Annotated in this window: 26 protein-coding genes; 16 read left to right on the forward strand and 10 right to left on the reverse strand. The window is 60.6% G+C overall.

Annotated features, from left to right (window positions below; all coding sequences use genetic code 11):
• Positions 1 to 92 precede the first annotated feature (92 nt).
• Genes P0D71_RS22480 through ssuD form a run of 4 tightly spaced genes read left to right on the forward strand, consistent with a single transcriptional unit; the run spans position 93 to position 5,174 of the window.
• Positions 93 to 1,343 (forward strand): SfnB family sulfur acquisition oxidoreductase, encoded by a 1,251-nt coding sequence (locus tag P0D71_RS22480; RefSeq protein WP_091801327.1) that lies wholly within the window; start codon positions 93 to 95, stop codon positions 1,341 to 1,343.
• 3 nt (positions 1,344 to 1,346) lie between these two features.
• Positions 1,347 to 2,609: an SfnB family sulfur acquisition oxidoreductase gene (locus tag P0D71_RS22485; RefSeq protein ID WP_408482177.1), complete on the forward strand. Its 1,263-nt coding sequence runs from the start codon at positions 1,347 to 1,349 to the stop codon at positions 2,607 to 2,609.
• Positions 2,609 to 3,979, forward strand: a complete 1,371-nt coding sequence (locus tag P0D71_RS22490) for an LLM class flavin-dependent oxidoreductase (RefSeq protein WP_408482179.1) — start codon at positions 2,609 to 2,611, stop codon at positions 3,977 to 3,979. Before P0D71_RS22485 ends, P0D71_RS22490 begins: the two co-directional genes overlap by 1 nt.
• Positions 3,980 to 4,025: 46 nt before the next feature.
• Entirely contained in the window at positions 4,026 to 5,174 is a 1,149-nt protein-coding gene (gene ssuD, locus P0D71_RS22495; RefSeq protein ID WP_408482181.1) for an FMNH2-dependent alkanesulfonate monooxygenase, read from the forward strand.
• 204 nt (positions 5,175 to 5,378) lie between these two features.
• Here the strand turns inward: ssuD and P0D71_RS22500 are convergent, their stop codons facing one another.
• The 4 genes from P0D71_RS22500 to P0D71_RS22515 all read right to left on the reverse strand — a co-directional run bounded on the left by P0D71_RS22500 (position 5,379) and on the right by P0D71_RS22515 (position 9,923).
• Entirely contained in the window at positions 5,379 to 6,974 is a 1,596-nt protein-coding gene (locus P0D71_RS22500) for an alkaline phosphatase family protein (protein WP_408482203.1), read from the reverse strand.
• 415 nt (positions 6,975 to 7,389) lie between these two features.
• Entirely contained in the window at positions 7,390 to 8,748 is a 1,359-nt protein-coding gene (locus P0D71_RS22505; RefSeq protein ID WP_408482183.1) for an ATP-binding protein, read from the reverse strand.
• Entirely contained in the window at positions 8,745 to 9,407 is a 663-nt protein-coding gene (locus tag P0D71_RS22510; RefSeq protein ID WP_091801313.1) for a response regulator, read from the reverse strand. The genes P0D71_RS22505 and P0D71_RS22510 overlap by 4 nt, the downstream gene beginning before the upstream one ends.
• Positions 9,408 to 9,614: 207 nt before the next feature.
• A complete protein-coding gene (locus P0D71_RS22515) occupies positions 9,615 to 9,923 on the reverse strand; it encodes a DUF4148 domain-containing protein (RefSeq protein WP_408482185.1) in 309 nt (102 codons plus the stop codon).
• 298 nt (positions 9,924 to 10,221) lie between these two features.
• Between P0D71_RS22515 and P0D71_RS22520 the strand changes: the two genes are divergently transcribed.
• On the forward strand, positions 10,222 to 11,010 hold the full coding sequence (locus P0D71_RS22520) for a COG4705 family protein (protein ID WP_091808697.1): 789 nt from the start codon (positions 10,222 to 10,224) through the stop codon (positions 11,008 to 11,010).
• Between the two features lie 155 nt (positions 11,011 to 11,165).
• On the opposite strand, the gene P0D71_RS22525 is transcribed toward P0D71_RS22520, so the two are convergent.
• The 3 genes from P0D71_RS22525 to P0D71_RS22535 are packed head-to-tail and all read right to left on the reverse strand — an operon-like array spanning position 11,166 to position 13,635.
• Complete coding sequence (locus P0D71_RS22525) at positions 11,166 to 11,957, reverse strand: MipA/OmpV family protein (protein WP_091801308.1); 792 nt, start codon at positions 11,955 to 11,957, stop codon at positions 11,166 to 11,168.
• Positions 11,954 to 12,835: an alpha/beta hydrolase gene (locus tag P0D71_RS22530; RefSeq protein ID WP_408482187.1), complete on the reverse strand. Its 882-nt coding sequence runs from the start codon at positions 12,833 to 12,835 to the stop codon at positions 11,954 to 11,956. The genes P0D71_RS22525 and P0D71_RS22530 overlap by 4 nt, the downstream gene beginning before the upstream one ends.
• A 2-nt stretch (positions 12,836 to 12,837) precedes the next feature.
• Positions 12,838 to 13,635, reverse strand: a complete 798-nt coding sequence (locus P0D71_RS22535; RefSeq protein WP_091808695.1) for a DUF4118 domain-containing protein — start codon at positions 13,633 to 13,635, stop codon at positions 12,838 to 12,840.
• Between the two features lie 216 nt (positions 13,636 to 13,851).
• On the opposite strand from P0D71_RS22535, the gene P0D71_RS22540 reads away from it, so the two are divergent.
• Positions 13,852 to 14,658 carry an alpha/beta hydrolase gene (locus tag P0D71_RS22540; RefSeq protein ID WP_408482190.1) on the forward strand — a complete coding sequence of 269 codons (807 nt, stop codon included), beginning with the start codon at positions 13,852 to 13,854 and terminating at the stop codon, positions 14,656 to 14,658.
• A 165-nt stretch (positions 14,659 to 14,823) separates the two neighbouring features.
• Here the strand turns inward: P0D71_RS22540 and P0D71_RS22545 are convergent, their stop codons facing one another.
• On the reverse strand, positions 14,824 to 15,501 hold the full coding sequence (locus P0D71_RS22545) for a type 1 glutamine amidotransferase domain-containing protein (protein WP_408482191.1): 678 nt from the start codon (positions 15,499 to 15,501) through the stop codon (positions 14,824 to 14,826).
• Between the two features lie 225 nt (positions 15,502 to 15,726).
• Between P0D71_RS22545 and P0D71_RS22550 the strand changes: the two genes are divergently transcribed.
• From P0D71_RS22550 to P0D71_RS22565, 4 genes are all read left to right on the forward strand, one after another.
• Complete coding sequence (locus P0D71_RS22550; RefSeq protein WP_091801298.1) at positions 15,727 to 16,002, forward strand: metal/formaldehyde-sensitive transcriptional repressor; 276 nt, start codon at positions 15,727 to 15,729, stop codon at positions 16,000 to 16,002.
• 8 nt (positions 16,003 to 16,010) lie between these two features.
• Positions 16,011 to 17,294 carry a CDF family Co(II)/Ni(II) efflux transporter DmeF gene (gene dmeF, locus P0D71_RS22555; RefSeq protein ID WP_408482193.1) on the forward strand — a complete coding sequence of 428 codons (1,284 nt, stop codon included), beginning with the start codon at positions 16,011 to 16,013 and terminating at the stop codon, positions 17,292 to 17,294.
• Between the two features lie 185 nt (positions 17,295 to 17,479).
• Positions 17,480 to 18,175 carry a glycine zipper 2TM domain-containing protein gene (locus P0D71_RS22560; protein ID WP_408482194.1) on the forward strand — a complete coding sequence of 232 codons (696 nt, stop codon included), beginning with the start codon at positions 17,480 to 17,482 and terminating at the stop codon, positions 18,173 to 18,175.
• 150 nt (positions 18,176 to 18,325) lie between these two features.
• Positions 18,326 to 18,637: a hypothetical protein gene (locus P0D71_RS22565; protein WP_091801288.1), complete on the forward strand. Its 312-nt coding sequence runs from the start codon at positions 18,326 to 18,328 to the stop codon at positions 18,635 to 18,637.
• Between the two features lie 259 nt (positions 18,638 to 18,896).
• Here the strand turns inward: P0D71_RS22565 and P0D71_RS22570 are convergent, their stop codons facing one another.
• The gene (locus tag P0D71_RS22570) at positions 18,897 to 19,688 is read right to left on the reverse strand and encodes a metallophosphoesterase (RefSeq protein ID WP_408185023.1); all 792 of its coding nucleotides are present in this window, start codon (positions 19,686 to 19,688) and stop codon (positions 18,897 to 18,899) included.
• Positions 19,689 to 20,381: 693 nt separating this feature from the next.
• Between P0D71_RS22570 and P0D71_RS22575 the strand changes: the two genes are divergently transcribed.
• The 6 genes from P0D71_RS22575 (at position 20,382) to P0D71_RS22600 (ending at position 22,586) form a co-directional block, all read left to right on the forward strand.
• A complete protein-coding gene (locus P0D71_RS22575) occupies positions 20,382 to 20,606 on the forward strand; it encodes a hypothetical protein (protein ID WP_408185024.1) in 225 nt (74 codons plus the stop codon).
• Between the two features lie 340 nt (positions 20,607 to 20,946).
• On the forward strand, positions 20,947 to 21,264 hold the full coding sequence (locus P0D71_RS22580; protein WP_091801279.1) for an ArsR/SmtB family transcription factor: 318 nt from the start codon (positions 20,947 to 20,949) through the stop codon (positions 21,262 to 21,264).
• Positions 21,265 to 21,279: 15 nt separating this feature from the next.
• A complete protein-coding gene (locus P0D71_RS22585; RefSeq protein WP_091801276.1) occupies positions 21,280 to 21,714 on the forward strand; it encodes a YeeE/YedE family protein in 435 nt (144 codons plus the stop codon).
• A gap of 1 nt (position 21,715) precedes the next feature.
• Positions 21,716 to 22,147 (forward strand): DUF6691 family protein, encoded by a 432-nt coding sequence (locus P0D71_RS22590; RefSeq protein ID WP_408482196.1) that lies wholly within the window; start codon positions 21,716 to 21,718, stop codon positions 22,145 to 22,147.
• 69 nt (positions 22,148 to 22,216) lie between these two features.
• Complete coding sequence (locus P0D71_RS22595) at positions 22,217 to 22,360, forward strand: hypothetical protein (RefSeq protein ID WP_286162069.1); 144 nt, start codon at positions 22,217 to 22,219, stop codon at positions 22,358 to 22,360.
• 37 nt (positions 22,361 to 22,397) lie between these two features.
• On the forward strand, positions 22,398 to 22,586 hold the full coding sequence (locus P0D71_RS22600) for a hypothetical protein (RefSeq protein ID WP_408482198.1): 189 nt from the start codon (positions 22,398 to 22,400) through the stop codon (positions 22,584 to 22,586).
• Between the two features lie 407 nt (positions 22,587 to 22,993).
• Here P0D71_RS22600 and P0D71_RS22605 read toward each other — a convergent pair.
• Positions 22,994 to 23,224 (reverse strand): carboxymuconolactone decarboxylase family protein (locus P0D71_RS22605; protein WP_408482199.1); only part of this gene is annotated, 231 nt, incomplete at its 5' end.

Genomic DNA, 23,224 nt, shown 5'->3' on the forward strand with positions numbered 1-23,224 from the left:
CCTTCCGTGGCGAGTCGGACCCGTACTGCTGCCAATGGCAACAGGCCGAAACGCCGCAAGCGGACGGGTCTCAACTGTCTGTATGAGCCATCATGTCCAGTCCCACATCCAGCCCTGTCGCGTCGCGACTGCCGGCGCGTCCCGATCCGGCGCGCGTCACGCGGATCGCTGACGACGCACAGGCGCTCGCCGCATCCCGCACCCTCGCCGACGTTTTCGCGTCGGGCGCCGCCGAACGTGACCGCAATCGCGTGCTGCCATGGGCCGAACTGGATCTATGGTCGCAAAGCGGTCTCGGCGCCATCACCGTGCCGCGCGAATATGGCGGTGCGGATGTGTCGTTCGCGACGCTGGCCGAAGTCTTCGTGAACCTCTGCGCGGCCGATCCCGCGTTAGGGCAGATTCCGCAGAACCAGTTCGGCGTGCTGGGCGTGCTGCGCGAAGTCGGCAGCCCGGCGCAGAAAGAGCGTCTGTACGGCGAAGTGCTGGCCGGCCGGCGGCTTGGTAATGCCGGCCCGGAACGTCGCTCGGCGGCGGCCGCGACGGTCCTGCAGGGTTCGACGCGCCTGCGCGCGACGCCCGACGGCTTGCGCCTCGACGGCAAGCGTTTCTATTCGACCGGCGCGTTGTTCGCGCACCGCGTCCCGACGCGCGCGACCGACGACGAAGGACGCGCCGTGCAGGTCTGGGTGCCGCGCGATGCGCCGGGCCTGACGGTAGTGGACGACTGGAGCGCCATCGGCCAGCGCACCACGGCGAGTGGCACCGTCACCTTCGACGCGGTACCCGTCGATCCGCAGGACGTGTTGCCGATCTGGCAACTGGCCGACCGCCCGGGTCTGTCCGGCCCGACGTCGCAACTGATTCAGGCGGCGATCGACCAGGGTATCGCACAGGCCGCCGTTGCCGACGCGCTTGCCTTCGTGCGCGAACGCGCGCGGCCGTGGGTCGATTCCGGCCTTGAGCACGCAACCGACGACCCGTACATCATCGCCGATGTCGGCCGTCTGGAGATCGACCTGCATGCCGCGCATGAAGTGCTGGTGGAAACCGGCCGCACGCTCGACGCGATCGCGACCCGGCCGATCGATGCCGAAGCCAGCGCGCGCGCCTCCGTCGCCGTTGCCGAGGCCAAGGTGTTGACCACACGCATCGCGCTGGAGGCTAGCGAGAAGCTGTTCGAACTGGCCGGCTCCGCGTCGACCCGTGCGCTACACAACCTCGACCGCCATTGGCGCAATGCCCGCACTCATACGCTGCATGACCCGGTGCGCTGGAAGCTGCATCTGCTCGGCAACTATCACCTGAATCAAGTGCTTCCCGCGCGGCATTCGTGGAATTGAAACATGACCATTGACCTTTCTTCCGCGGTTGGCGACAGCGCCGCGCCAGCCGTGCTGCCTCGCGAACTGCGTTCGCTGCCCACTCCCGAGCTGATCGGCGACGACGCGCAGGCGCGGCTCGTCGCGCGCCGTCTGGCCGAGGCATTCGCGTGCGAAGCCGCACTGCGCGATCGCGAACGGCGGCTTCCGTGGGCCGAACTCGACGCCTTCGTGGCGAGCGGCCTGTGGGGCATCACCGTGCCGCGCGAATTCGGCGGCGCGGGTGTGAGCAACGGTACGCTCGCCGAAGTCACCGCAACGATCGCCGCAGCCGACGGCTCGCTCGGCCAGATCCCGCAGAACCATTTCTATGCGCTCGAGGTGCTGCGCGTTGGCGGCAGCCTGGAGCAACAGCGCTTTTTCTACGGACGGGTGCTCGCGGGCGAGCGTTTTGGCAATGCGCTCGCGGAAATCGGCCACAAGGATTTCAAACGACGCACACGGCTCACGCGAGAGGCGGCCGGCTGGTATGTCGACGGCCGGAAGTTCTATTGCACGGGCGCGCTCTACGCACATTGGATCCCCACGCTGGTCGTCGCCGAAGAGCAGGGCCGCGACGTCACTTATCTGGCGTTCGTGCCGCGCGGCACACCGGGCGTCACCGTAACCGACGACTGGGATGGCTTCGGCCAGCGTGTCACCGGCAGCGGGTCGGTGCAGTTCGATCATGTGCACGTCGAGCCCGAATGGGTCGTGCCGTTTCAGGCGTCGTTCGAGCGCGCCACGACGATCGGGCCGCTCGCGCAGATCATTCACGCGGCAATCGATCTCGGTCAGGCGCGCGGCGCCTTCGAAGCCGCGTTGAAATTCGTGCGCGAGCGCTCGCGACCGTGGATCGACGCGAAGGTCGAACGGGCCGCCGACGATCCGCTGACCATTGCGCAGTTCGGCGACCTCTCAGTGCGGTTGCGCGCGGCAGAAGCGTTGCTGCGCCGCGCGGGTCGCTTCGTCGATGCCGCGCAGGCGCAGCCCACCGAGCAGTCGGTCGCGCAGGCGTCGATCGCTGTGGCCGAGGCGCGCGCGCTCACCACGACCGTGTCGCTGGATGCCGGGTCGCGCCTGTTCGAACTCGCCGGCACCGCCGCGACGCTCGACGGTCTCGGCCTCGACCGTTTCTGGCGCAACGCGCGCACTCACACGTTGCACGACCCGGTGCGCTGGAAGTATCACGCCGTGGGCAACTACTACCTCAACGACAAGCTGCCGCCGCGGCATGGAGCCTTGTGATGGCGAAGAAACAGATCCTGCTCAACGCGTTCAACATGAACTGCGTGGGTCATATCAACCACGGCCTGTGGACGCATCCGCGCGACCGTTCGAGCGACTACCGTCTGCTGCCGTATTGGACCAACCTCGCGCGCACGCTGGAGCGCGGACTGTTCGACGGGCTCTTTCTCGCCGACATCGTCGGTGTCTACGATGTTTATCAACGCAACGTGGACGTGACGTTGCGCGAATCGATCCAGTTGCCCGTCAACGATCCCACGCTGCTGGTGTCGGCAATGGCCGCCGTGACCGAGCATCTTGGGTTCGGCGTGACGGTCAATCTCACCTACGAGCAGCCCTATCTTCTCGCGCGCCGGTTTTCGACGCTCGATCATCTGACGCAAGGCCGGGTTGGCTGGAATATCGTCACGGGCTACCTCGACAGCGCGGCGCGCGCCATGGGACTCAGCGAGCAACTGCCGCACGACGAGCGCTACGACCGGGCGGACGAATACCTGGAGATTCTCTACAAGCTGTGGGAAGGCAGTTGGGAGCAGGGCGCGGTGCTGCGCGACAAGGCGGGCCGCGTGTATGCGGACCCGGCGAAGGTTCATCAGGTGCGGCATGCGGGCAAGTACTACAACGTGGCGGGGTATCACCTCGCGGAACCGTCGCCGCAGCGCACGCCAGTGCTGTTCCAGGCCGGCAGTTCCGGGCGCGGCCAGCGGTTCGCCGCGCGTCACGCCGAATGCGTGTTCATTTCGCCGCCGAACCGGCAGGCCGCGCGCGAAACCGTGCGCACGTTGCGCGAGCAACTGGTGCAGGCCGGCCGCCGTCCGGAGGACGTGAAGGTGTTCGTCGGCGCCGCGGTGGTTGCGGGCGCAACCGAGCAGGAGGCCCGCGAGAAATATGCCGACTATCGGCAATATGCGAGCCGCGAAGCCGGGCTTGCGCACTTCGCGGCCAGTACGGGTATCGACTACGCGCAATACGATCTCGACGCGCCGGTGGACTACGCGCCCGGCAACGCGATCGAATCGGCCACGCGAACAGCCAAACAGCACGGCTGGACACGCCGCAAGTTGCTGGAGATGTTCGAGCTAGGCGGCCGCTATCCGGCCATTGTCGGCAGCGCGGCGCAGGTTGCCGACGAACTGCAGGCGTGGATCGAGGAAACGGGCGTCGACGGCTTTAACCTGAGCCGCACGGTGGTGCCCGAAAGCTACGAGGATTTTATCGATCTGGTCGTGCCGGAATTGCAGAATCGCGGCCTGTACAAGACCGCTTATGAAGACGGCGCGCTGCGCCACAAGCTGTTCGGGGAGGGCGACCAGTTGCCGGCCCGGCACGCGGCGGCGAGCTTCCGGCAGCACGCCGCAGAGGCGGTATGAAACCGCACACGGTCCGCCTCGCACAACGTTTGTCACAGGAGCACGCATGAGTCTCGATATTTTCTGGTTTTTGCCGACCTCGGGCGATACACGCTATCTCGGCAAGTCCGATTTTGGCCGGCCGCCGAACAACGAATATATGCGTCAGATCGCGGTCACGGCCGAGAATCTCGGCTATGACGGCTTGCTGATTCCGACCGGCAGCAGTTGTCAGGATCCGTGGGTCACCGCCGCCAGTCTCGTGCCGGTGACGCAGCGCATCAAGCTTCTGGTCGCGTTGCGCACCTCGATCAGCGGCCCGACTGCCGCCGCGCGCCAGGCCGCGACGCTCGACCAGGCGTTGCATGGACGCCTGCTGCTGAACGTGGTGCCGGGCGGCGACGCCACCGAACTCGCCGCCGACGGCGTGTTTCTCCCCCACGACGAGCGCTATGCGGCCGCCGACGAATTCCTCACCGTCTGGCGCGATCTGCTCGCCGGCAAGACGGTGGACTTCAAGGGCAAATACGTTCACGTGGAGCAGGCGCGCAACTTTCATCCGCCGGTGCAGCAGCCGGCGCCGGCGCTGTATTTCGGCGGGTCGTCGCCGGCCGCGCATGAACTCGCGGCCAAGCATGTGGATGCGTATCTGACGTGGGGCGAGCCGCCTGCCGCCGTCGCCGAAAAATTCGCCGATGTGCAGCGGCGTGCCGCCGCCCATGGCCGCAAGCTGCGTCTTGGGGTGCGTCTGCATGTGATCGTGCGTGAGACCAACGAAGAGGCATGGGCCGAAGCCGAGCGCCTCATCAGCAAGCTCGACGACGAAGACATCCGCCGCGCGCAGGAGAACTACGCGCGCATGGATTCGGTCGGGCAACGCCGGATGGCGGAGTTGCATGGCGGACGCCGCGACAAGCTGGAGATCAGCCCCAACTTGTGGGCCGGTGTGGGTTTGGTGCGCGGCGGCGCGGGCACGGCGCTGGTCGGCGATGCAAAGACGGTCGCCGCGCGGTTGCAGGAGTATGTCGACGCGGGCGCGGATAGTTTTGTGCTGTCCGGCTATCCGCATCTCGAGGAGTCGATCCGTTTCGCGGAGCTTGTGTTCCCGTTGTTGCCCGGCAAGAGGCCGGTCACGTTGCGCGATCAGGTGCTGACGGGCGGGGCGTTTGATGTGCGTGCGGGTGAGGGCAGCAGTCGGCCGAAGGCGCAGGCGTAAAGCGGCCAGGCACCGGCTAGCGATAGATCGCTGCGCCGCTCGACAACATGTTTGCGAACATGTCGTCGAGCGCCCAACTCGGCTAACCGGGAGCGACGCCCCTCATGACGCTCCCGGCTGTGCGAGCACCGAACGCCGTTGGATATCCTGAAGCATCGCACTATTGAAGTGCCGTGCTTTCAGCCACGGAGCACGGCCATTCGCCTAGAAGTGCTCGCGATCGAATTCCGGCAGGGCACGCGTTCCTTCAACAGCAACTGAATGCAGCAGTTCTGGCTTCAGATCGAGCAAACGCAGAATCGTGGGCGCAACTTGTGTGGTCAGTACATGTTCGCCGTTCATCTGTCCAGTGTGTTGGGCGTGGGGCACATAGATCACAAGACCGAGATGGCTGTCGTCGGGAGCGTTGCCGCCGTGCTCTTCGTCCTTTGCCGTACTCGAGGTATAGATCACACCCGGGTTCGGTTGGACGACGATGTCAGGCGTGCGTCCATCGGCAGGGTCCCCAAACCGGCCGGTCAATTGCGGGCCGTAGAGAATGTATGCCTGCGGACCGTCTGCGCAAATACCGGGAGCATTGCAACCGAGGTTGCCTTTGAGTGTCTTCACGACGGCAGACAGCTGGCTTTGATCGCGCAACCAGATCAGTCCGACGTCATCGGTCTGGACGAAACCCGTTCCGACCAGACCCGTTCCGTCGTTGAGGTTGCCGCTCTTCGTAGCGTTCTGCCCGAAGTTGCCGTTCGGATCCAGATAGTTGCTTGTTTCAAGCAGTTTCGACAGCGTGTCGCCGTTCTTGATCAGCTTCGAATGATCGGTCGGTGACTGCCCATGCTTGGCCGTGACGATGATCGCCGTCGACGAATAGAGATTACGCTGCTTCAGTTCGGTCACGATGCGACCCAGAGCGTTGTCAAGATAAGCAATCGCATTGCTGACCTGCGGCCCCGGCGTGAAGCTCGCATCCAGATAGCCGCCGCCATTCGCGACCGTTGCCTTCTGTGCAACGCTCAAAGTCTGGAAGTTGGTGCCAAACAGTGTGGGCACATCGGCGCTGGATTGACCTGTGGAGTCTTTGCCGTCGATCTCATTGATCAGCGACTGCACATGCAAATTGTCGAACTTTTCCGTGTGCGTATAGACGTCGGTGTAGTTCGTCTTGGTGGCCGGATCGATCGAGTTGATCTCGGTGCGCGAGAGATCGTCCACGCCCGTGCCTGACGGCCCGTTCAGCCAGTCGTAGCCCCATGCATGTTTGTCTGCCCAGGCGGTGCGCGCGCCTTTCACGTTGCGTTTGACTACTTCGAAGATCGTATTGGTCTTCACATAGTTATGCGGATAGACGGGCGCACAGACACCATTGACCAACGTATGCGGGATAGCCTGCGGATTGAACGCGCCGCCACCGTCGAGATGCGTTAGTGCGCCGCCGTTCTCGCCGTCGATGCCAGTCGTTTCGTCGAATACGACATTCCAGCCTTGCTTGCCGGTGCAATTGCTATCGGACGGCGCGAAGAGCGTGCGGTCGTAGGATACGTCGTAGAAGAGGCCGGCGGATTTGGGCGAGCCCCCGGTGACGAGCGCCGCGAGACCCGGGAACGAATCCGACAGGCCCGGTGTGTGCGCATTGGTGTAGGTCGTACCAGACCTGGCGAGCAGCGCAAGATTCGGGCATGCATTCGAACCGATGCAGCGTGCGACGTCCTGTTCATGCAGACCGTCGAAGCTGATCAGCAACACATGCTTCACTGACTCGTGCTCGTGCTCGTGTTCATGCTGATCGGCCGCCGCCGCGCCCATCGAGTACAGCCCGGCGAGCAGGGCAACGCCCACGCCAAGGCCGATTTGCTTGCGTTTCCCTATGCGCATCGTCTTCATTTCCCGTCCTTTTTTCAGGTTGCCACGAAACATTTGGTAATCCGGGAATGAATGTGCAGGGCAATTGAGTCGTCAGGATGAATGGGCGCTTTCGATTCCATAACCAGCAAGCGGCTAATGGTATGGACTGGAAAAAAACAGCAATCAGCAATTGCCTTAAGGTTTCCTTAAGGATTGAGTGGTGGGTTGAAAAGTTGAGCTGAATCGCTAACGTTGACCGGAACGTTGTCGCGAGTATTTGAACGTCTTGCACGCCTCGAATCCCGTCGTGATCAGACAGTGTTTGGCAATTGTGTCCGAACGGAGGCGAAGGGTTCCTCGTACGTCGAAGGTGGGGCTAACGTGCCGCTGCGTTGGACCCGCCAGGTCTGATAAATCCGCGGACTGACACCGTGAGACCAGCTGCATCAACGTTGTTCGCCAATTTGAGCGTCAACTGCTGTCGCTGCGCAATACGGGCCGCAATGGCGAGTCCGAGCCCGCTGCCCGTCCCCTTGGTATGCTCACCGCGATAGAAGCGGTCGAGCACACGCTCCAACTCTCGCTCGGGAATGCCGGGTCCGGTGTCCACCACGTCGAAGCCGAGGCGCGCCCCTGTGAGGCAGAGTACGACGTCGACCCTGCCACCTTGCGGCGTGTAGCGGATCGCATTGTCGATCAGGTTATTCAGCAGCACGCTCACCCCATGCGGATCAGCCAGCACATCGCACGGATTGTCCTGCGTCACGGGATGCCGGAACTCCAGGCCCAGATCAATCTGCTTCTGTTCCGCCAGCAGGGAGAAATCGCTGACTGCCTGCTCGCCGATTTTCCTCAAGCTGACCGATACGCCTTCGTTTGCCGGATTCGCATCCTCCCTTGCAAGCGTCAAAAGCTGTTGAACGAGGCGGATGATGCGATTGAGCCGTGTGTCGATCCGCTCGATCGTCTGGCCATCGTCTTTCAAGGTGCCGTTGTTCGACGCTGCCTGCAACTGCAGTTTCAGCGCGGCAAGCGGCGAGCGCAGTTCGTGCGCGGCATCCGCAATGAAAGTGCGCTGCGCCTGTGAGGCGGCGTTCAGACGCTGCAGCAGGTCGTTCAATGCATCGACGAGCGGCCGGATTTCGACCGGCACCTGGCCGTCAAGACGCAATGGTTCCAGCGAATCGAGCGAACGCGTTGCCAGCGAGCGCGATAATCCGCCAATCGGCGCGAGACCTCTCGCCACGACGAACAACACCAGTACGATGGTCACAGGCATGAGCAGGCCGAGCGGCCACAAGGTATGGAGCGCGAGGTGGAGCGCCAGCGCTTCTCGTACGGAGACGGGTTGCGCAACCTGGATAAAGCGGTCCGGCTGCTGCAAGCCCAGGACGCGCCAGTGAGCCTCACCCCGTTCGATGGTGCGAATACCCGCAGGCAGCCGCGCCAGAACCGGCGACAAGCGGGAGTGGTAGACGAGCGAGCCCCCTTTGTCCCATATCTCGATCAGAATCCGGTCGTCCGAAATACCTTCGAACTCCGAGCCTTGCCGCTCGACTGTCTCCGCCGTTTCGAGATTCGATGGCAAGGACAGGGCAACGGTACGCAGTTCGTAGTCGAACAGTTCATTGGCTTCTTCGCGGGCCGTATGAAAGATCCCGAATGCCGCAATTCCGGAGGCGGCGGCGAGGCCGCAGATCAGCCAGCCGAGTAGCCAGCGGCGAATCGACGTCATTCATGCCTCTTCAATCGATAGCCAACACCACGCACCGTCACGATCTGTTCTGCGCCGATCTTGCGCCGCAGGCTGTGCACGTGCACTTCGATTGTGTTGCTTCCCACTTCATCGCCCCATCCATACAGTTTGTCTTCGAGTTCGGACCGGGTGAAGACGCGCGCGGGCTCTTCGATCAGCGCCTGCAGCAGCGCGAACTCCCGCGGCACGAGCGCTACCGGTGCGCTGTTCTTCCTCACTTCATGAGCGGCGGGGTCGAGCGTTAGCTCACCATGGGAATAGATCGGCTGTTTCTGGCCGGTTCGTCGTCGCAGCAACGCCCGCGCTCTTGCTGCCAGTTCATCCAGATCGAAGGGCTTGATGAGGTAGTCGTCGGCTCCGGCGTCGAGGCCGCGAATGCGCTCGTTCACGGAGTCGCGTGCTGTCAGGATGATGACGGGCGCCTGACCACCTTGTTTGCGGTAGCTATTGAGCAGGTCGATGCCGTCTTTTTTAGGCAGGCCGAGATCCAGCAGGACAAGGTCGTACACGCCGTTGCCAAGCGACAACTCGGCCGCCCGGCCGTCTTGTGCCCAGTCGATTGCATATCCTTCGCGCCCCATTGATTCGAGCACGGTTTCCGCAATCATTTCATCGTCTTCTACCAGAAGCAGACGCATCGGCGCTCCTTGCGTTGTTCACCATCCGACATTGTCGCGCATCCGGAATTAACGTTTCCTTAAGCAATTGTTAAGCGTTTGGTCAATATTATCTGCCTTTCGTGAGCAAGCGGATCGAAGCCCTCATGCACGCCGTCGCATTCTTGGGCAAACGAAAGCGCTGCGGAACGGCGCGATGCGCCGGTCGACAGACGACGCATGGACAGTCTAGTGGTGAGTGAAAAGCCCGGTATCCGCGCCAGACGACGCAACATGAGCGGGCGGCGTCCGAGATTCTGACGATCCGCCCGTTTGCGTGCCGTAACCAGTCGCACCGGCTGTTTGGCGCGGGCTCGCATATTGCTGAGAAGCCGGATAACCCATTTTGGATTGATGCAGGGTGTGGTCTCGCTCGGCTTCGACTGTTTGCGCTCGCACCTCGGCGCGCGTGAGTGGACCATTGGTCGCCTGCGCGAAGCTGGCGACAGGCAGCGAAGCGGTGATGGCAAGGATGCAGATGGAGAGGATGCGTTTCATAGTGCGTTTTCCTTGGGAATCTGAATGAATATTCCTGACCTTCGCGCTTCGACTCCTGCGCGCCGATCTGGAGCATCACGTCGAGGGCCCTTGTGACGTGCATCATCAGAGTACGTGTTGAACCTTAGGTGACGCTTATCCGGCTTCCGTGTGGATTGAATACGCGCGAACGGCCTGGTTAAGCGGGTGTTAACCTGACTGATGCAATCTGTCTGCCACGTCTTCGGCGCCGCTGGCGCGAGGCGCAGGCGCTTGCGGGCGCAACGATCCATTGAAGTGCAAAGAAAGAGGAATGAACATGAAAGGAAGCACTGCGAGCTTTGCCAGCCAGGCTGTCAGCAAGGTTCCCGAGGTAACGATCGGATTCTGGGCGATCAAGGTGGCCGCGACGACGCTGGGGGAAACCGGCGGAGATTGGGTATCCATGTCGCTGAATCTTGGTTATCTGGTCGGCTCTTCGATCTTCCTCGTGTTATTCGTCGCCCTCGTTTCAGCCCAGGTCAAGGCAAGAGATTTCCATCGCTTCCTGTACTGGGCGACGATTGTCGCCACGACCACGTTGGGTACGACAATGGCGGACTTCGCCGATAGATCGCTAGGCATCGGATATCCCGGCGGCACTACGCTAGTCGTTGCGCTATTGATCGGCAGTCTGGCCATATGGTATCGGTCGGAGGGGACGGTCTCGGTCGAGAGCATCGTCACCGCCAGGGCTGAATGGTTTTACTGGATTACGATCCTGTTTTCACAAACGCTCGGCACGGCGCTCGGGGACTGGGTAGCGGGTGAAGACCGCGGCGGGCTCGGTATCGGATACGAATATGGCGCAATGCTCTTTGGAGCCGGCCTGATTGTCGTGGCCGCACTTTACTTCTGGACGCGTGTATCGCGCACGGCGCTGTTCTGGTCAGCGTTTATTCTGACCCGGCCACTCGGCGCGACGTTGGGGGACTTCCTCGATAAACCGGTGGCGCAGGGCGGACTGCAAGTGAGTCGGCTGTATGCGTCCGGCATCCTGCTTACTTTCATGGTGGCGTGTATCGTGCTGATCCCGCAGCGGCCAACCAGGAGGGAGCCGGCAGCCTGATCATGCGCGCTATCGGATGGCATGGAAATCCATGCAGTTCCATCAGGACGTAGTGAAGGCAACTCATTCCGAATGCACAGACAGCCGGCCCGTCCGGCTTCTTTGAACGCCATTGTTCATTCCGTCCGGTGAGATTGGGCGAATGAGTTTCGCTGCTAGAAGCGGTAAAGGACCGACGCCATCCCGTTGAGGTCGAGCCGGCGCTCGGTGATCGGACTGCCGGCGGCGTAACGCTCGAGGCGTCCCACAACGGCCGCAACGTTCGCCGACCAGTGCGGACTGATCTTGTACGTGGCATTCACGTTGAAGTGAGCATCGCGCAAACCGGAACCGGTATCGTAGTGCGGTAGTCCCGATGCCGCGCTTTCCTGCTGCGTGACGCCGAACATCGTTTGGGTATAGGTCGCGTTGGCCCACGTGAGGCCCGGACCCATTGAAATGAGCCAGTTGCCGATCGGCGCCGATACGAACAGATCGGCCATCGCCGTCAGACCTTGCCCCGTTCCCGCGATGTCCTGGTAGGCCGCCACCGCGCCGGTGAACGCCCACCACGTGTAATCGCCGAAGATCCGCAGCTTCGGTCCATAGTGCACATCGGGTAAGCCTTTGAGCCGCGCATCGTCGGACGATGATCTCGACTGGAAGTCGAAACTCACCGACATGCCGAGGTGATAGTTCTCCGCGTGCATCACGTTGACGCCGAGCACATCCGGACCCTGCGAGAAAAAGCGGTCCTTCCATGAAATGTCCTGCACGGGGAAGGGAAGCACTTGCAACTGTGAGGAGCCGGGGAACTTCGGGAACACATACATGCCCGGCCCGACCGAGATTTTCCAGTCGCTGTCCGCCTGCGGTTCATCGGCGTGCGCGATACCCGTCGTACAACACGCGCTTACCGCTGCGAGCGCCAGGCAGCGGCGTCGGAAAGATGCGATATGGAGCTTCATGCTTTCCTCGCCACGGCGGCCAACTGTCTCAGGCGTCGAGCGAGCGCCCGTGATACGACAGGCGTCGGATTGTTGCAGGACGCCGACGTTGCGGCGCTTTCGCGCATGAATAGCGCGCATTCCCGCGCGACTACCTCGCGCTCGTTGTCAGAGGTGATCATATGGTACGAGTCGTCGAGCCAGATGGTGCGAAGAAACGACGCGCCGACGTTCGCCACGACATACTGCGCATTGTGTGGACTGGACGTCTCGTCGTCGATCGCATGAATGATGAGGCAGTCGGTGCTGATGCTCTTCAGCTTCTCGCGTACCCAGTTCGCAAGCCGGCTCGCTTCGTGAAGCGCGGGCATCGCAATGGATGCGGGTCCCACTTCGCTGATTTCACCTCTTTGCATCACGCGCGCAATTTTCGAGCGCAACGCCTCGTTGCGCAGACCGTAGGGTTCGTGCTCGCGATAGCGATAGCGCGAGCGCAAAGGCGTGTAGTAGACGTAGTCGAGTAGAAATCGATACCAGGGAATCGCCCAGCCGTCGTAACTGAGTGTGATCGACAACAGCAGCAACGCGCGCGCGGTCGGGCGCTGTTGAGTGACGGCGGCGGCCAGCGTCGCGCCCATGGAAAGTCCGCATACCGAAACGTGCCGGTATCGCGCGGCAAGCGCGTCGAATTCGGCGACGGCTGCGCTGATCCACTGTTCCATCGGCGCATGTCCCGCTCCGGCACTGTAGCCATGAAGCTCCGGCGTGTGAGTCACGAAGCCTTCTTCGGCAAGCGCGCGCGCAAGGAAGCGCAATTCCGCGGGAGAACTCGACAGGCCGTGTAAAAGCAGGACAGCGTGATCGTTGCCCTGAGCGGAGGGAAATGGAGAGGGCTTCATGGTCAGTCTTCCGCCCGAAGGATCAGAAACTCGCCGGACGGCGTAATGAAGCGTTCGCACATACATTCGACCGCGCGCCAACCGTGTCCTCTCGATAGAAAACGCATGCGGTGATGGCCCGGCATCAGGCGGTCGTTCACACGCGCGAGATCATCCCGATGCACTTCCGAATGCCGGGTGCCGTAGGCGATGCCCGTACGAAACGATTCGTCGTCGATGACGCCGTCGGCCGTGGAAGTCGCCGCTGCCGCAACAAAACTGCTAGGCGGCGCGCTCGTTGCCGGATCGACTGCCTTGATGAGAATAAGTGATCGGTTGTGCTGGGCGATGTGATGCAGCATGCGATGCATTTCATCCGTGGCGCGACGCGCCAGCAGGCGTTCGTTATCGCCGCGCAGCAGCATTTCATAGCGCGACTGCGCGACAGACGCCAGAAGTTCGGCGCGATACTGCGCGCGCTTCAAACGCTCGACCAGCGTGATCACAACAATCGTGATCAGCGGATACGACACCAGCAGGCGGATATCCGACGCGTCGATGACGTCCAGGCGTCCGTACGGCGGGACGAAAAGGTAATCCGCGAGACAGAGTCCCGCCAGCATCACGCTGAATGCGGGCGCGAGACCACAATAGTATTCCACGAGCACGGCGGCGATGAGAAAGGCGGTGCCCGGCATGATCGGACCAAGCAGCGGGTGCAGTACAGATCGGATGGCAGCGGCGGTAAAAAGTGCCGTAGCTGCAATAATCCACCGTCTGCGGCCTCGCGGCGCCCAGCGGCGAGAGTTTTTGACTTTCATTTTGTTATATACGGCGAGGTGACATTGACCCATGAAACAGTGATTGTGCCAGACACTTTTGTGACATATCCGGCGATATCAGGCAAAGTTTGGACTGGGCCGTGTTTTCCCGAATGCAATGGCAGCAAACTGACCAATGGAAATTAGCGCATCGATCCGGCGTTTGTCCTTATATCGGCCCCGAAACTAGTAAAGCCGCTTCGCACGAGACAAAGCATGCGCGTGCTTACCTATGCCCTATGGATCGCTGTCGCCGCCTATCTGGGCGCGGCGCTGGCGCTGTATCTGATGCAGGACCGCATGCTGCTTCCATCCACGCCGGACGCGGCGGATCTTCGCACGGTCGTGAAGGCGGGTAACCACATTGACGCGTGGAAAGCGCAAGGCGCGTACGCGGGTTACGTCGTCAGGCCGACGGAGCACGAACCGCGCGGTACGTTCATCGTCTATCACGGCAACGAGGAGTCGGCGGAGACCAAGCTGCCGCTCGCTAATGTATTCGTACGCGCCGGGTTTCGGGTCGTCATTGTCGAGTATCCGGGGCACGGCAAGCGGGGAGGTGAGCGCACCATGCAAGCGGCGACGGTTGCTTCCCGTGAAGCTTTGGCATCCGTGCTCTCGCAATGGCGCGGTCCAGTCTATCTAGTGGGCGAGTCGCTCGGCGCGGGCATGGCATCGCAAGTGGTCAAGGGCAACGAGTCGGCGATCGCGGGCGTCGTGCTGGTGACGCCGTGGGACTCGCTCGCCGATGTGGCCGCTGAAAAGTATCCGGCTTTCCCGGTGCGGTGGCTGCTGCACGACCGCTTTGATTCGATCGCCGCCGTATCGCGTTATGAGGGGCCGCTGGTCATCATCGGGGCGCAGCGAGACGAGTTGATTCCGGTCGCGCATGCACGACGTTTCGCGAGCGAGCACGAACATGCCCGGCTCATGCTGTTGCCCAACGCCGATCACGACGACTGGTTCGGCGCCATGACGCCGCAGGACTGGGGGCGGGTTCTGCAATGGCTTAAGGCCGCATGAAGCGAAGCCTGAACGCAAGGGCTGGGTCTTCGCGTTGATGAGGCCTGTTGTGCCGCACATGCGCAGCGGTTTAACTGGCCGAATCCGAGAGGAAGGTCACCCGCCCTCTGGCGAGACCACGGAGTCGACACCGCACTGCTCGGGTGTCGACTACCGCGCCGCATTTCAGCCCAGCATCTTTATGACTGCCTTTGCGCTCGCCTCCGATGAGCCAGGGTTCTGCCCCGTCACCAACTGTCCGTCGACCACCACGTGGCTCGCCCAATCCGGTCCTTTACTGTAATGCGCGCCAAGCTTTTGCAGTTCCGACTCGACAAGAAACGGAACCACATCGACAAGCCCGACTGCAGCCTCCTCTGAATTGGAAAAGCCGGTGACCTTTTTCCCGTTCACGAGCGCCTTTCCGTCGGTGCCCTTCACGTGCCGAAGGACGCCAGGCGCATGGCAGACAAACGCAACCGGTTTTCCAGCTGTTTGAAATGCTTCAATCAACGATATCGATTTCGAGTCCTCGGCAAGATCCCACAGCGGGCCGTGGCCGCCGGGATAAAAGACCGCGTCGTATTCCGCTTCATCAGCCTCCGACAGCGGATGCGTATGAGCGAGCAGTGCCTGCGCCTCCTTGTCAGCGCGAAAGCGTTTCGTTGACTCGGTTTGCGCGTCTGGTTCGTCACTTTTTGGATCAAGCGGCGGTTGGCCTCCCTTGACCGAAGCTAAAGTAATTTCTGCTCCCGCGTCCTTGAATACATAAAAGGGTGAGGCAAATTCTTCGAGCCAGAATCCGGTCTTCTTTCCTGTGTTACCGAGTTGATCGTGGGACGTCAAAATCATCAGGATTTTCATCACAACCTCCAATGTTGAACAGCTGAATTGTCAGCGGGACGTGCTTCACTCGGACCACGGTTGTGGGCAAAGGTTGCGAGGTCGCAGAAATCGGCCTTCGAATACGAGCAAGGCGGTATTAGGCGAAATTCGCAAGGCTGGTTTGATGAAACCGACGGATACCCCCACCCCCTATGTTAAACTCAAGTCTATTTTTCGCCCTGAAGGGGTGTCTGGGGAGCCGCAATGAGTCATACGGTCCATGAAAAACAGAAACTTCTCAACCGGGTTCGCCGTATCAAGGGGCAGGTTGAAGCCATTGAGCGGGCACTCGAGGAAGAGCATGGCTGCTCCGATGTTCTGCAGCGAATTACGAGTTGTCGCGGAGCGATGAATGGCCTGCTTGCCGTCGTACTGGAGGACCATATCCGCAATCATCTCGTCGATGCAGAAAGCGCGGATGAGCCTGATGTCAGCGCGACCGAACAGCTCATCGAAGTTGTTCACAGCTATTTCAAGTAGAGTCAAAAATGAGTGATTTCAACGATGCCGCGTTCGGTGCGGGGCATGACCACATCTTTCTGGGTTCAGCCCATGAGCAGAACGAACGCAGGACCTGGGCGGTGATTGCGCTGTGCTCGGCCATGATGGTCGCGGAAATCGTCGGTGGCAGTTTGTTCGGGTCGCTTGCGCTCGTCGCCGATGGCCTCCACATGTCGACGCACGCGGGTGCGATGCTGATTGCCGCACTGGCTTATACGTACGCGCGCAAACATGCCACGGATTCCCGCTTCGTATTCGGTACCGGCAAGTTGGGCGACCTGGCGGGATTTACTAGTGCCATCGTGCTGGCAATGATTGCCTTGCTGATTGGCTACGAGGCAGTGTCACGCTTCCTTTCGCCGGTGCCCATCCATTTCGGTGAGGCTATTCCTATCGCGGTCGTCGGCCTGCTGGTCAACCTCGCGAGTGTCTGGCTTCTTGGCGGCGACCATCACGGTCATAGCCATGCTCACAGCCACGGGCACGGTCATGAGCATGGCCACGACGACCATGCGCACGAAGACGACGCACAGAAGGTCTTCACCGCGTCCGGCGTGTTTGACGTGTCTATCTTCGAAGACGGTGTGCCTCCAGTCTTTCGGGTTGCGCCTGCCACTGCGGGTTCGCAGCTGGAAGCGGCCGGGGGAACCATTACAACCGTACGACCTGACGGATCGCGACAGGTGTTTGATTTAGTAGAGCGGGGTGGGTATCTGGAGTCGAAAGACCCCATTCCGGAGCCGCACGCATTTAAAGCTGTGGTGCGGATGGCGGGCGGCGAGTACGAGGTCGAATTCGAAGAACATGTGCATCACGACGAGGTGGATCATGCGGCCATTCGGGACCACAACATGCGGTCTGCCTACATCCACGTGATAGCAGATGCAGCGGTCTCGGTGCTGGCCATTGTCGGCCTCCTGCTGGCGCGCGCATTCGGATGGCTTTGGATGGACCCGCTCGCCGGTGTCATTGGAGCACTGGTGATTGCGAACTGGTCCTACGGACTGATGCGTGACACAGGCGCGATTCTGCTCGACATCAACCCCGACCGACGGATGGCGGACAGCGTCCGTCAGGTGATTGAAGACTCGGGTGACAAGGTCATTGACCTGCACGTGTGGCGACTCGGCCCCGGCCATATGAGCGCTGTGGTGTCCGTTGCGACCAATGAACTGCATCGCGATTCGCGCTTCTATCACGCGGTCCTCAAGCGTTTCAAGGGCCTCTCGCATGTCACGGTTGAAGTACAACCTGCACAAGCGGCTGCCTGAACAATGGTAGTCAAGTTTGGTGCCATAGCCTGAGGCGCTGGTCGCTACAGCGTCGGTTTTTCGATGAAACCCCGAGCCGACCAGTCGACGGGAAATGCTACAAGTGCTTACAAATCTTGCCGGCATTACGTCCACCAATTTGCCGGCTCCCGCGTTCTTGCTGACATACGTCAACGGAGCGCACTATGAACACCAATCTGACTTCCAATCCGCCGCAACGCAGTCGTATCCACCCCCTGGTTGCGGGTGCGGCTGTAGCCGTCATCCTGGCCAGTGCCACGGGCATCGCTGCCATGACCGGCATTCTGCCAACGTCACGGGCAACGACCGCGCCTTCGACGGCGGCAGCACCTGTGGCCGCGCAAATTGCCAGCGCCCCGGCGACGTCGCCGCAACCGGTCGCGGAGCAGCGCGTCACGCATGAGCAGACGCCAGCGCAACCAGGCGTCCATCATCATCGTAGCGCGGCGCCCGAGCAGGCTCCGAGATATGGGAACAACGATGCCTATCAAAACTCGGCACAGCCCGCAGCGAGGCCGGTCGCCGTCGACCCGAATGCCGGCGAAGTTGTGGCCATTAACACAGTTCAGGAACCCGAATCAACGACGGGTCTTGGCGCCGTAGGCGGAGCTGTCGCCGGCGGTCTGTTGGGAAACCAGGTTGGAGGAGGGCGCGGTCGCGTGCTGGCAACGATTGCAGGAGCGGTTGGCGGCGGATTGGCGGGCAACGGCATCGAGCATGCGGTGCGCAAGGCGACGAGCTACCAGGTGCAGGTAAGAATGCAGGACGGCAGCTACCGGAATTTCAATTACTCGACGCAGCCCTCGGTCCAGGTGGGTGAGCGCGTCCATGTCTCAGGAGACTCGCTAAGCGTGTCGTAATCATGGTTGTACCCGGCAGTTTTCGCAGCGGGTTACTGCCGGTTACAGAACTGACACTTCGGACGCACCTGCGTCCGCGCGCCTCTCTAAAATCCGCGTTGTTCGCCATTGCCTGGTATTCGCCAGAAGCCGGCGATACAGGAGATATCCATGAAACGCGTTACCCTTTTTCTGGCGGCGGGACTCTGCGCCGCGTGCGCATCCAGCGCGGCTCTCGCACATGCGGATATCGGCGTGTTTCTCGGTGTGCCGGGTCCCGTCTATGCCGCACCTCCCCCGGTCGTCTATGAGGCTCCGCCGCCAGTGGTCTATGAAGCACCGCCGCCAGTGGTCTACGCGCCGGCACCGGTCTATGGCTATGGATACCGCTATGAAGGGGGTTACGGCGACGAACGCAGGTGGCATGATCACGGCCGCCACCGCGGATGGGAGCACCATCACCGCGGCGACGATGACGATTGATCTGGCGGTGGCTACGCGCACGATGCGCAACTGAACGCTCGCGAAAATAGTGCGAAGCGCGTCACCTTGAAGGGTCATCCTTTGGACGTGACATCAACCGCCTTCGAACCACTCCAGATGGCGAGAAAGTGCTGCCTTTAAAGGCGGTTGGCAAGTCGGGACTCAGTCGGTTCCATGATCAGATGCCCTGTGCCGTCGTCATATCGATAAGCGAAGGCGGTTGCTGCCAAGCCGGCGCCGCTGCCGCAGTCGCGGTGAATCATAATTCCACCACCTTGGTCGAGCAAAACGCCGGATTTTCCCACGTAAGGTCACTGTATGACCTGGCGTTGCCGAGGTTGGCCGGATATCCACGCGGATTCGCAACGACCCGCGACGCACCGTGGTGGTAATCGAACGAATCGTGCACGTGGCCGTGAATCCATAAATTCGCCTGGCCAAGCAGGTTGCGTAGATCGCTGAGAAAGCCAGGATTGATTGGGTGATCCAGAAAGCGCGGGTGAATCGAATCGGGTGACACGCCGTGATGAGTCACCACGACTGTCTTTCCTGGAAACGGGATGCTCAATTGGCGCGTCAGCCAGTCGACCGCGCCTTTGTGTTCGATAAAAGCGTGTTCCGGGCTGAAGCGTTCGGTATCAGTAAGCCAGATCGCCGAATGGTCCGACATGTGGGCGCGTGCGTAATCCATACTCGAATCACGCGTGCTGTAGAGCTCGTAGTCGGTCCACAGGCAGGCTCCGAGAAACCGTACGCCGCCGATAACGACAGATTGACGCTCAAGATATCTGACCTGTGTGCCAGCCGACCTGACTCGAAGCGCCTCTACGACCGAAGCATAAGGTAATCCAAATGCTTCATGATTCCCCGAAACATAGACAACCGGCACCGGCCAGTGCTCAAAGTAGTCGACAGCGTGCGTGCCACAATGAACATCGCCAGCAAGGACAAGAACATCCGCGTCGGTTGCGACTTGAAGCGGTAAGTCATTGAAGCCTCTGTTTTTTTCGAGGACGTCCAGATGGAGGTCCGATGCAATCTGTACACGCATTTAATTCAGAGAAAGCATTTTGTCCGCGGCTCATCGATCGACACGTAAAACATTTCCGGAACAGTCATTCAGAATGCCGCTACGCAGATGGATTCAGCGCCGTTGACGATTGATGGTGGTCGAACGGAGATATCCCTCCCCGCAACAAGCCGGGCCGCTTCGAGCGAAAACTCCGATTACCTATGGACGAAAGGTATCTCTCGCCACGCCAGCGAGCTTAATGTGAAGAATGACTAGCGGCCGTTGCGGGCATGTCAGCGAAATCAATGCTCGATGTGAGGACGTGCCTGTGAAGGTCACATCATTACGCACAAGGCCAACACGAAACGCTCTTCGCGCCATACGCTTGATCACCAGGAGCGCGCCCAGTATCAGGGCGACTGCCGACAGCCGAAACAAGGATGTCACGAATAGCTCTTCAGGGGCATGCGCCACGAGTCGCGCCACCAGTCGGACCGCGAAAATTTAGATACCGGTTTCATCGAGATGAATCGAATTGCGCTGAATCTAGCATATCGACCTGAAGGAAAACTTAAGCACCCGAAAAATGAAGAATGGATCGCGCCGGGCTATTATCCGATTGACTTTTCGATTCCCGAATATTTCTTTCAATAGATATCAAGTAAAAAATCATGGCGCCGTTATCTGCATCGAGCACGAATGGTCGTGCTCACATTCGTCCTCAGGTGAACCATGACAATTTCCTCCATCGCGAATCCTCAGATCAGCGCGCAATATCCGACGCCGCAAAAGGCAGTCAAGGGTGGTGAAGCTGGTGAAGTCGGACCCGACCTCGACGGCGACGCTGATGACGGGGGCCGGAAGGCTAGCCCGGCGGTTGCAGCACCATCGGGCGCCGCGCCGAGTGTCAACTCCAGCGGTCAGACGGTAGGCACCCTCATCAACATAAAGGCCTGACGGCGTCAGCGCGGTCGACATGGGCGGCGCGGGGGCATGATCGACCAGTGGGCGCCTGCGATGAATGGCGCACGACTTGGCGAGGCCATCAGGAGCGTCGACCTGCCTGCCCGTGTCATGCCAATGCAAAAATTTACGACTCGTTAACGCGACTGAGGAAAGCGGCGAGGTGATCAGCGACATGGTTGCCGTTCACATTCCGATGAAGAACTCTCCGTCTTCACGAAACAGTTGGTCGAACTGTGCGCTGCATCCCGACCATCCTGAGATAGCGATCATTCTTCTCACAAATAATATATAGTTTGATATATTATCAATGTGCAAATTATAGGACGGTGAGATGCGGAAGAAGTCCGCCCCAATCGATCTGTCGGTAATGCAGGCATCGGCGGAGAAAGCGTGTGGTCTCCTGAAGGTGCTGGCCAATCCCGACAGGTTGCTGTTGATGTGCCAGTTGTCCCAAGGCGAGTTGTGCGTGAGTGACCTGGAAGAGCAGCTAGGCATACGTCAGCCCACACTCTCACAACAACTTGGGGTGCTTCGGGATAACGAGCTCGTTGAGACGCGGCGGGAGGGAAAGAGCATCTTTTATTCCATCGCGAGCAAGGAAGCGATTGCGGTCATGACCGTGCTGTACGACCAGTTTTGCGCCCAATGAAGGTGAGGAGAGGTCATGTCGATTGATATCGCGAGTTTTACGCCGGGCCTGTCATTGACTGGCGGTCTGGTGATCGGCGCCGCGGCTGCCGTGCTTGTTTTATTCAACGGACGTATAGCTGGCATCAGCGGCATCCTCGGTGGGCTGCTTGGCGCGCCACACAAAGATGCCGGCTGGCGGGTCGCTTTTCTTACCGGGTTGATTGGAGCACCGGTGCTGGCAAGCCTGCTTGGAAACCCGGTAGCGCCTGATATCCAGGCCGGGTGGACCGAAATACTCATTGCGGGTTTTCTCGTCGGCATAGGCACGCGTTACGCGAGCGGTTGCACGAGCGGCCATGGTGTCTGCGGCATCTCGCGCGGCTCTATCCGTTCGCTGGTCGCGACGGCAACATTCATGGCAAGCGGTTTTATGACCGTGTTCGTGACAAGGCATCTGCTTGGAGGTTGAAATGGGTTTGCTCGCTGCTTTAATTTCCGGCCTTCTGTTTGGAGTCGGCCTGATGGTGTCCGGCATGGCTAATCCGGCGAAGGTGCTGGGATTTCTCGATATTGCGGGACGATGGGATCCCTCTCTTGCATTCGTGATGGCCGGCGCGATAGCCATCGGCTCTATCGCGTTCCTGTTTGCAAAAGGCCGCAAGAAATCCCTGCTGGGGCTGCCCATGCAGATTCCGGCCAATACCAACGTGACGTTGAGACTTGTGCTGGGAAGTGCGGTATTCGGCATCGGCTGGGGGCTCGCGGGATTTTGCCCGGGACCCGCGCTGGTCGCACTGGGCGCTGGCTTTCCGAAAGCATGGGGTTTTGTGGCCGCAATGCTTGGTGGCATGGCCGTGTTCGAGTTCGTCGAACGCGCGAAATTGAGTCGGCAGCAGGGCTGACACGCTGCGCACGGATTGGTGAGCCGTTCGCGCAATTCCCGCGCTTATAGGGGCAGAGGAATGGACCGCATGGCTGCAGTCAGTATGCTACCGGGAGCTGTTGTCGGCCTGATTCTGGCGCTGACGGATGCTGGCGACGCTATCGTGGCAGTACCCATGCTGCTCTTTGTTCTTGACATGATTGTGGCCGGCACGAGAGGGGATTGGGTGTAATCGGCTATCACTGTCTACTACGCAGGAATCTCATTCAATGAAACCGGGCACATTATTTACTACGCTTATCGTGATGGCAGGCCTGGGCGCGGCGGTTGAATCGTTCGCGGCGGACGCTGAACGTCAGGCCGAGGTCGCGCAGCGAGGTGCGGAGGTCATGCCGTTCAGCCTCAAGGCCACAACTCACATCTTCACCAAATCGGACGTTGGGCGAGCCAGCAGGTAATTGCGAAAAACCAGTCTGATAGCCGCCAAATTCGGCTGATTCGCAAGCATCTGCGTGAAATACAGACGCAGTTTCAGCGTGGCGACTTTTCGGCGCCCGCCCGGACCCACGGAGCTGACATGCCCGGGTTGGCGCAACTCAGGGCGGCAAAGCCAGGCCAGATATCCATTGCGTACAAGGACATTAGAGGTGGAGGCGAGCTCACCTATCGCAGCGATGACCCGAATCTGGTGTCGTCACTTCACACATGGTTCGACGCGCAGCTGTCGGACCACGGTGCTGATGCGATGGATGGGCATATGCATCATCATGCGGACATGGCGCCGCAGTAAGTCCCACGTTACGACGCTTTGTCGGGGAACTGAATTGCGCAACGGAAACCGGCAGAAATCCGGCTACGTTGATAGTCAGGGCGAAAGCTCCTCAAAGGCTCTCAACGCATGGGTGGCATACATCATTGATGGGCCGCCTCCCATATAGACCGCAGTGCCGAGCACGTCTTCCAGCTCGGCCCTTGTCGTGCCCAGCTTCACCAGCGTCTGGACGTGAAAGCCGATGCAGTCGTCACAACGACAGGCAATCGCAATCCCTAACGCGACCAGCTCCCGCGTCTTTCGGTTCAGTGCCCCGTCTTTTGT

The sequence above is a fragment of the Paraburkholderia sp. RL17-383-BIF-A genome (assembly GCF_046028015.1).
Classification (GTDB): domain Bacteria; phylum Pseudomonadota; class Gammaproteobacteria; order Burkholderiales; family Burkholderiaceae; genus Paraburkholderia.

Excerpts from the sequence above, each read along its gene's own strand:
- P0D71_RS22480 (WP_091801327.1), top strand. The coding sequence starts at position 93 with ATGTCCAGTCCCACATCCAGCCCTGTCGCGTCGCGACTGCCGGCGCGT.
- P0D71_RS22485 (WP_408482177.1), top strand. The coding sequence starts at position 1,347 with ATGACCATTGACCTTTCTTCCGCGGTTGGCGACAGCGCCGCGCCAGCC.
- P0D71_RS22490 (WP_408482179.1), top strand. The coding sequence starts at position 2,609 with ATGGCGAAGAAACAGATCCTGCTCAACGCGTTCAACATGAACTGCGTG.
- ssuD (WP_408482181.1), top strand. The coding sequence starts at position 4,026 with ATGAGTCTCGATATTTTCTGGTTTTTGCCGACCTCGGGCGATACACGC.
- P0D71_RS22500 (WP_408482203.1), bottom strand. The coding sequence starts at position 6,974 with ATGGGCGCGGCGGCGGCCGATCAGCATGAACACGAGCACGAGCACGAG.
- P0D71_RS22505 (WP_408482183.1), bottom strand. The coding sequence starts at position 8,748 with ATGACGTCGATTCGCCGCTGGCTACTCGGCTGGCTGATCTGCGGCCTC.
- P0D71_RS22510 (WP_091801313.1), bottom strand. The coding sequence starts at position 9,407 with ATGCGTCTGCTTCTGGTAGAAGACGATGAAATGATTGCGGAAACCGTG.
- P0D71_RS22515 (WP_408482185.1), bottom strand. The coding sequence starts at position 9,923 with ATGAAACGCATCCTCTCCATCTGCATCCTTGCCATCACCGCTTCGCTG.
- P0D71_RS22520 (WP_091808697.1), top strand. The coding sequence starts at position 10,222 with ATGAAAGGAAGCACTGCGAGCTTTGCCAGCCAGGCTGTCAGCAAGGTT.
- P0D71_RS22525 (WP_091801308.1), bottom strand. The coding sequence starts at position 11,957 with ATGAAGCTCCATATCGCATCTTTCCGACGCCGCTGCCTGGCGCTCGCA.
- P0D71_RS22530 (WP_408482187.1), bottom strand. The coding sequence starts at position 12,835 with ATGAAGCCCTCTCCATTTCCCTCCGCTCAGGGCAACGATCACGCTGTC.
- P0D71_RS22535 (WP_091808695.1), bottom strand. The coding sequence starts at position 13,635 with ATGAAAGTCAAAAACTCTCGCCGCTGGGCGCCGCGAGGCCGCAGACGG.
- P0D71_RS22540 (WP_408482190.1), top strand. The coding sequence starts at position 13,852 with ATGCGCGTGCTTACCTATGCCCTATGGATCGCTGTCGCCGCCTATCTG.
- P0D71_RS22545 (WP_408482191.1), bottom strand. The coding sequence starts at position 15,501 with ATGAAAATCCTGATGATTTTGACGTCCCACGATCAACTCGGTAACACA.
- P0D71_RS22550 (WP_091801298.1), top strand. The coding sequence starts at position 15,727 with ATGAGTCATACGGTCCATGAAAAACAGAAACTTCTCAACCGGGTTCGC.
- dmeF (WP_408482193.1), top strand. The coding sequence starts at position 16,011 with ATGAGTGATTTCAACGATGCCGCGTTCGGTGCGGGGCATGACCACATC.
- P0D71_RS22560 (WP_408482194.1), top strand. The coding sequence starts at position 17,480 with ATGAACACCAATCTGACTTCCAATCCGCCGCAACGCAGTCGTATCCAC.
- P0D71_RS22565 (WP_091801288.1), top strand. The coding sequence starts at position 18,326 with ATGAAACGCGTTACCCTTTTTCTGGCGGCGGGACTCTGCGCCGCGTGC.
- P0D71_RS22570 (WP_408185023.1), bottom strand. The coding sequence starts at position 19,688 with ATGCGTGTACAGATTGCATCGGACCTCCATCTGGACGTCCTCGAAAAA.
- P0D71_RS22575 (WP_408185024.1), top strand. The coding sequence starts at position 20,382 with ATGACAATTTCCTCCATCGCGAATCCTCAGATCAGCGCGCAATATCCG.
- P0D71_RS22580 (WP_091801279.1), top strand. The coding sequence starts at position 20,947 with ATGCGGAAGAAGTCCGCCCCAATCGATCTGTCGGTAATGCAGGCATCG.
- P0D71_RS22585 (WP_091801276.1), top strand. The coding sequence starts at position 21,280 with ATGTCGATTGATATCGCGAGTTTTACGCCGGGCCTGTCATTGACTGGC.
- P0D71_RS22590 (WP_408482196.1), top strand. The coding sequence starts at position 21,716 with ATGGGTTTGCTCGCTGCTTTAATTTCCGGCCTTCTGTTTGGAGTCGGC.
- P0D71_RS22595 (WP_286162069.1), top strand. The coding sequence starts at position 22,217 with ATGGCTGCAGTCAGTATGCTACCGGGAGCTGTTGTCGGCCTGATTCTG.
- P0D71_RS22600 (WP_408482198.1), top strand. The coding sequence starts at position 22,398 with ATGAAACCGGGCACATTATTTACTACGCTTATCGTGATGGCAGGCCTG.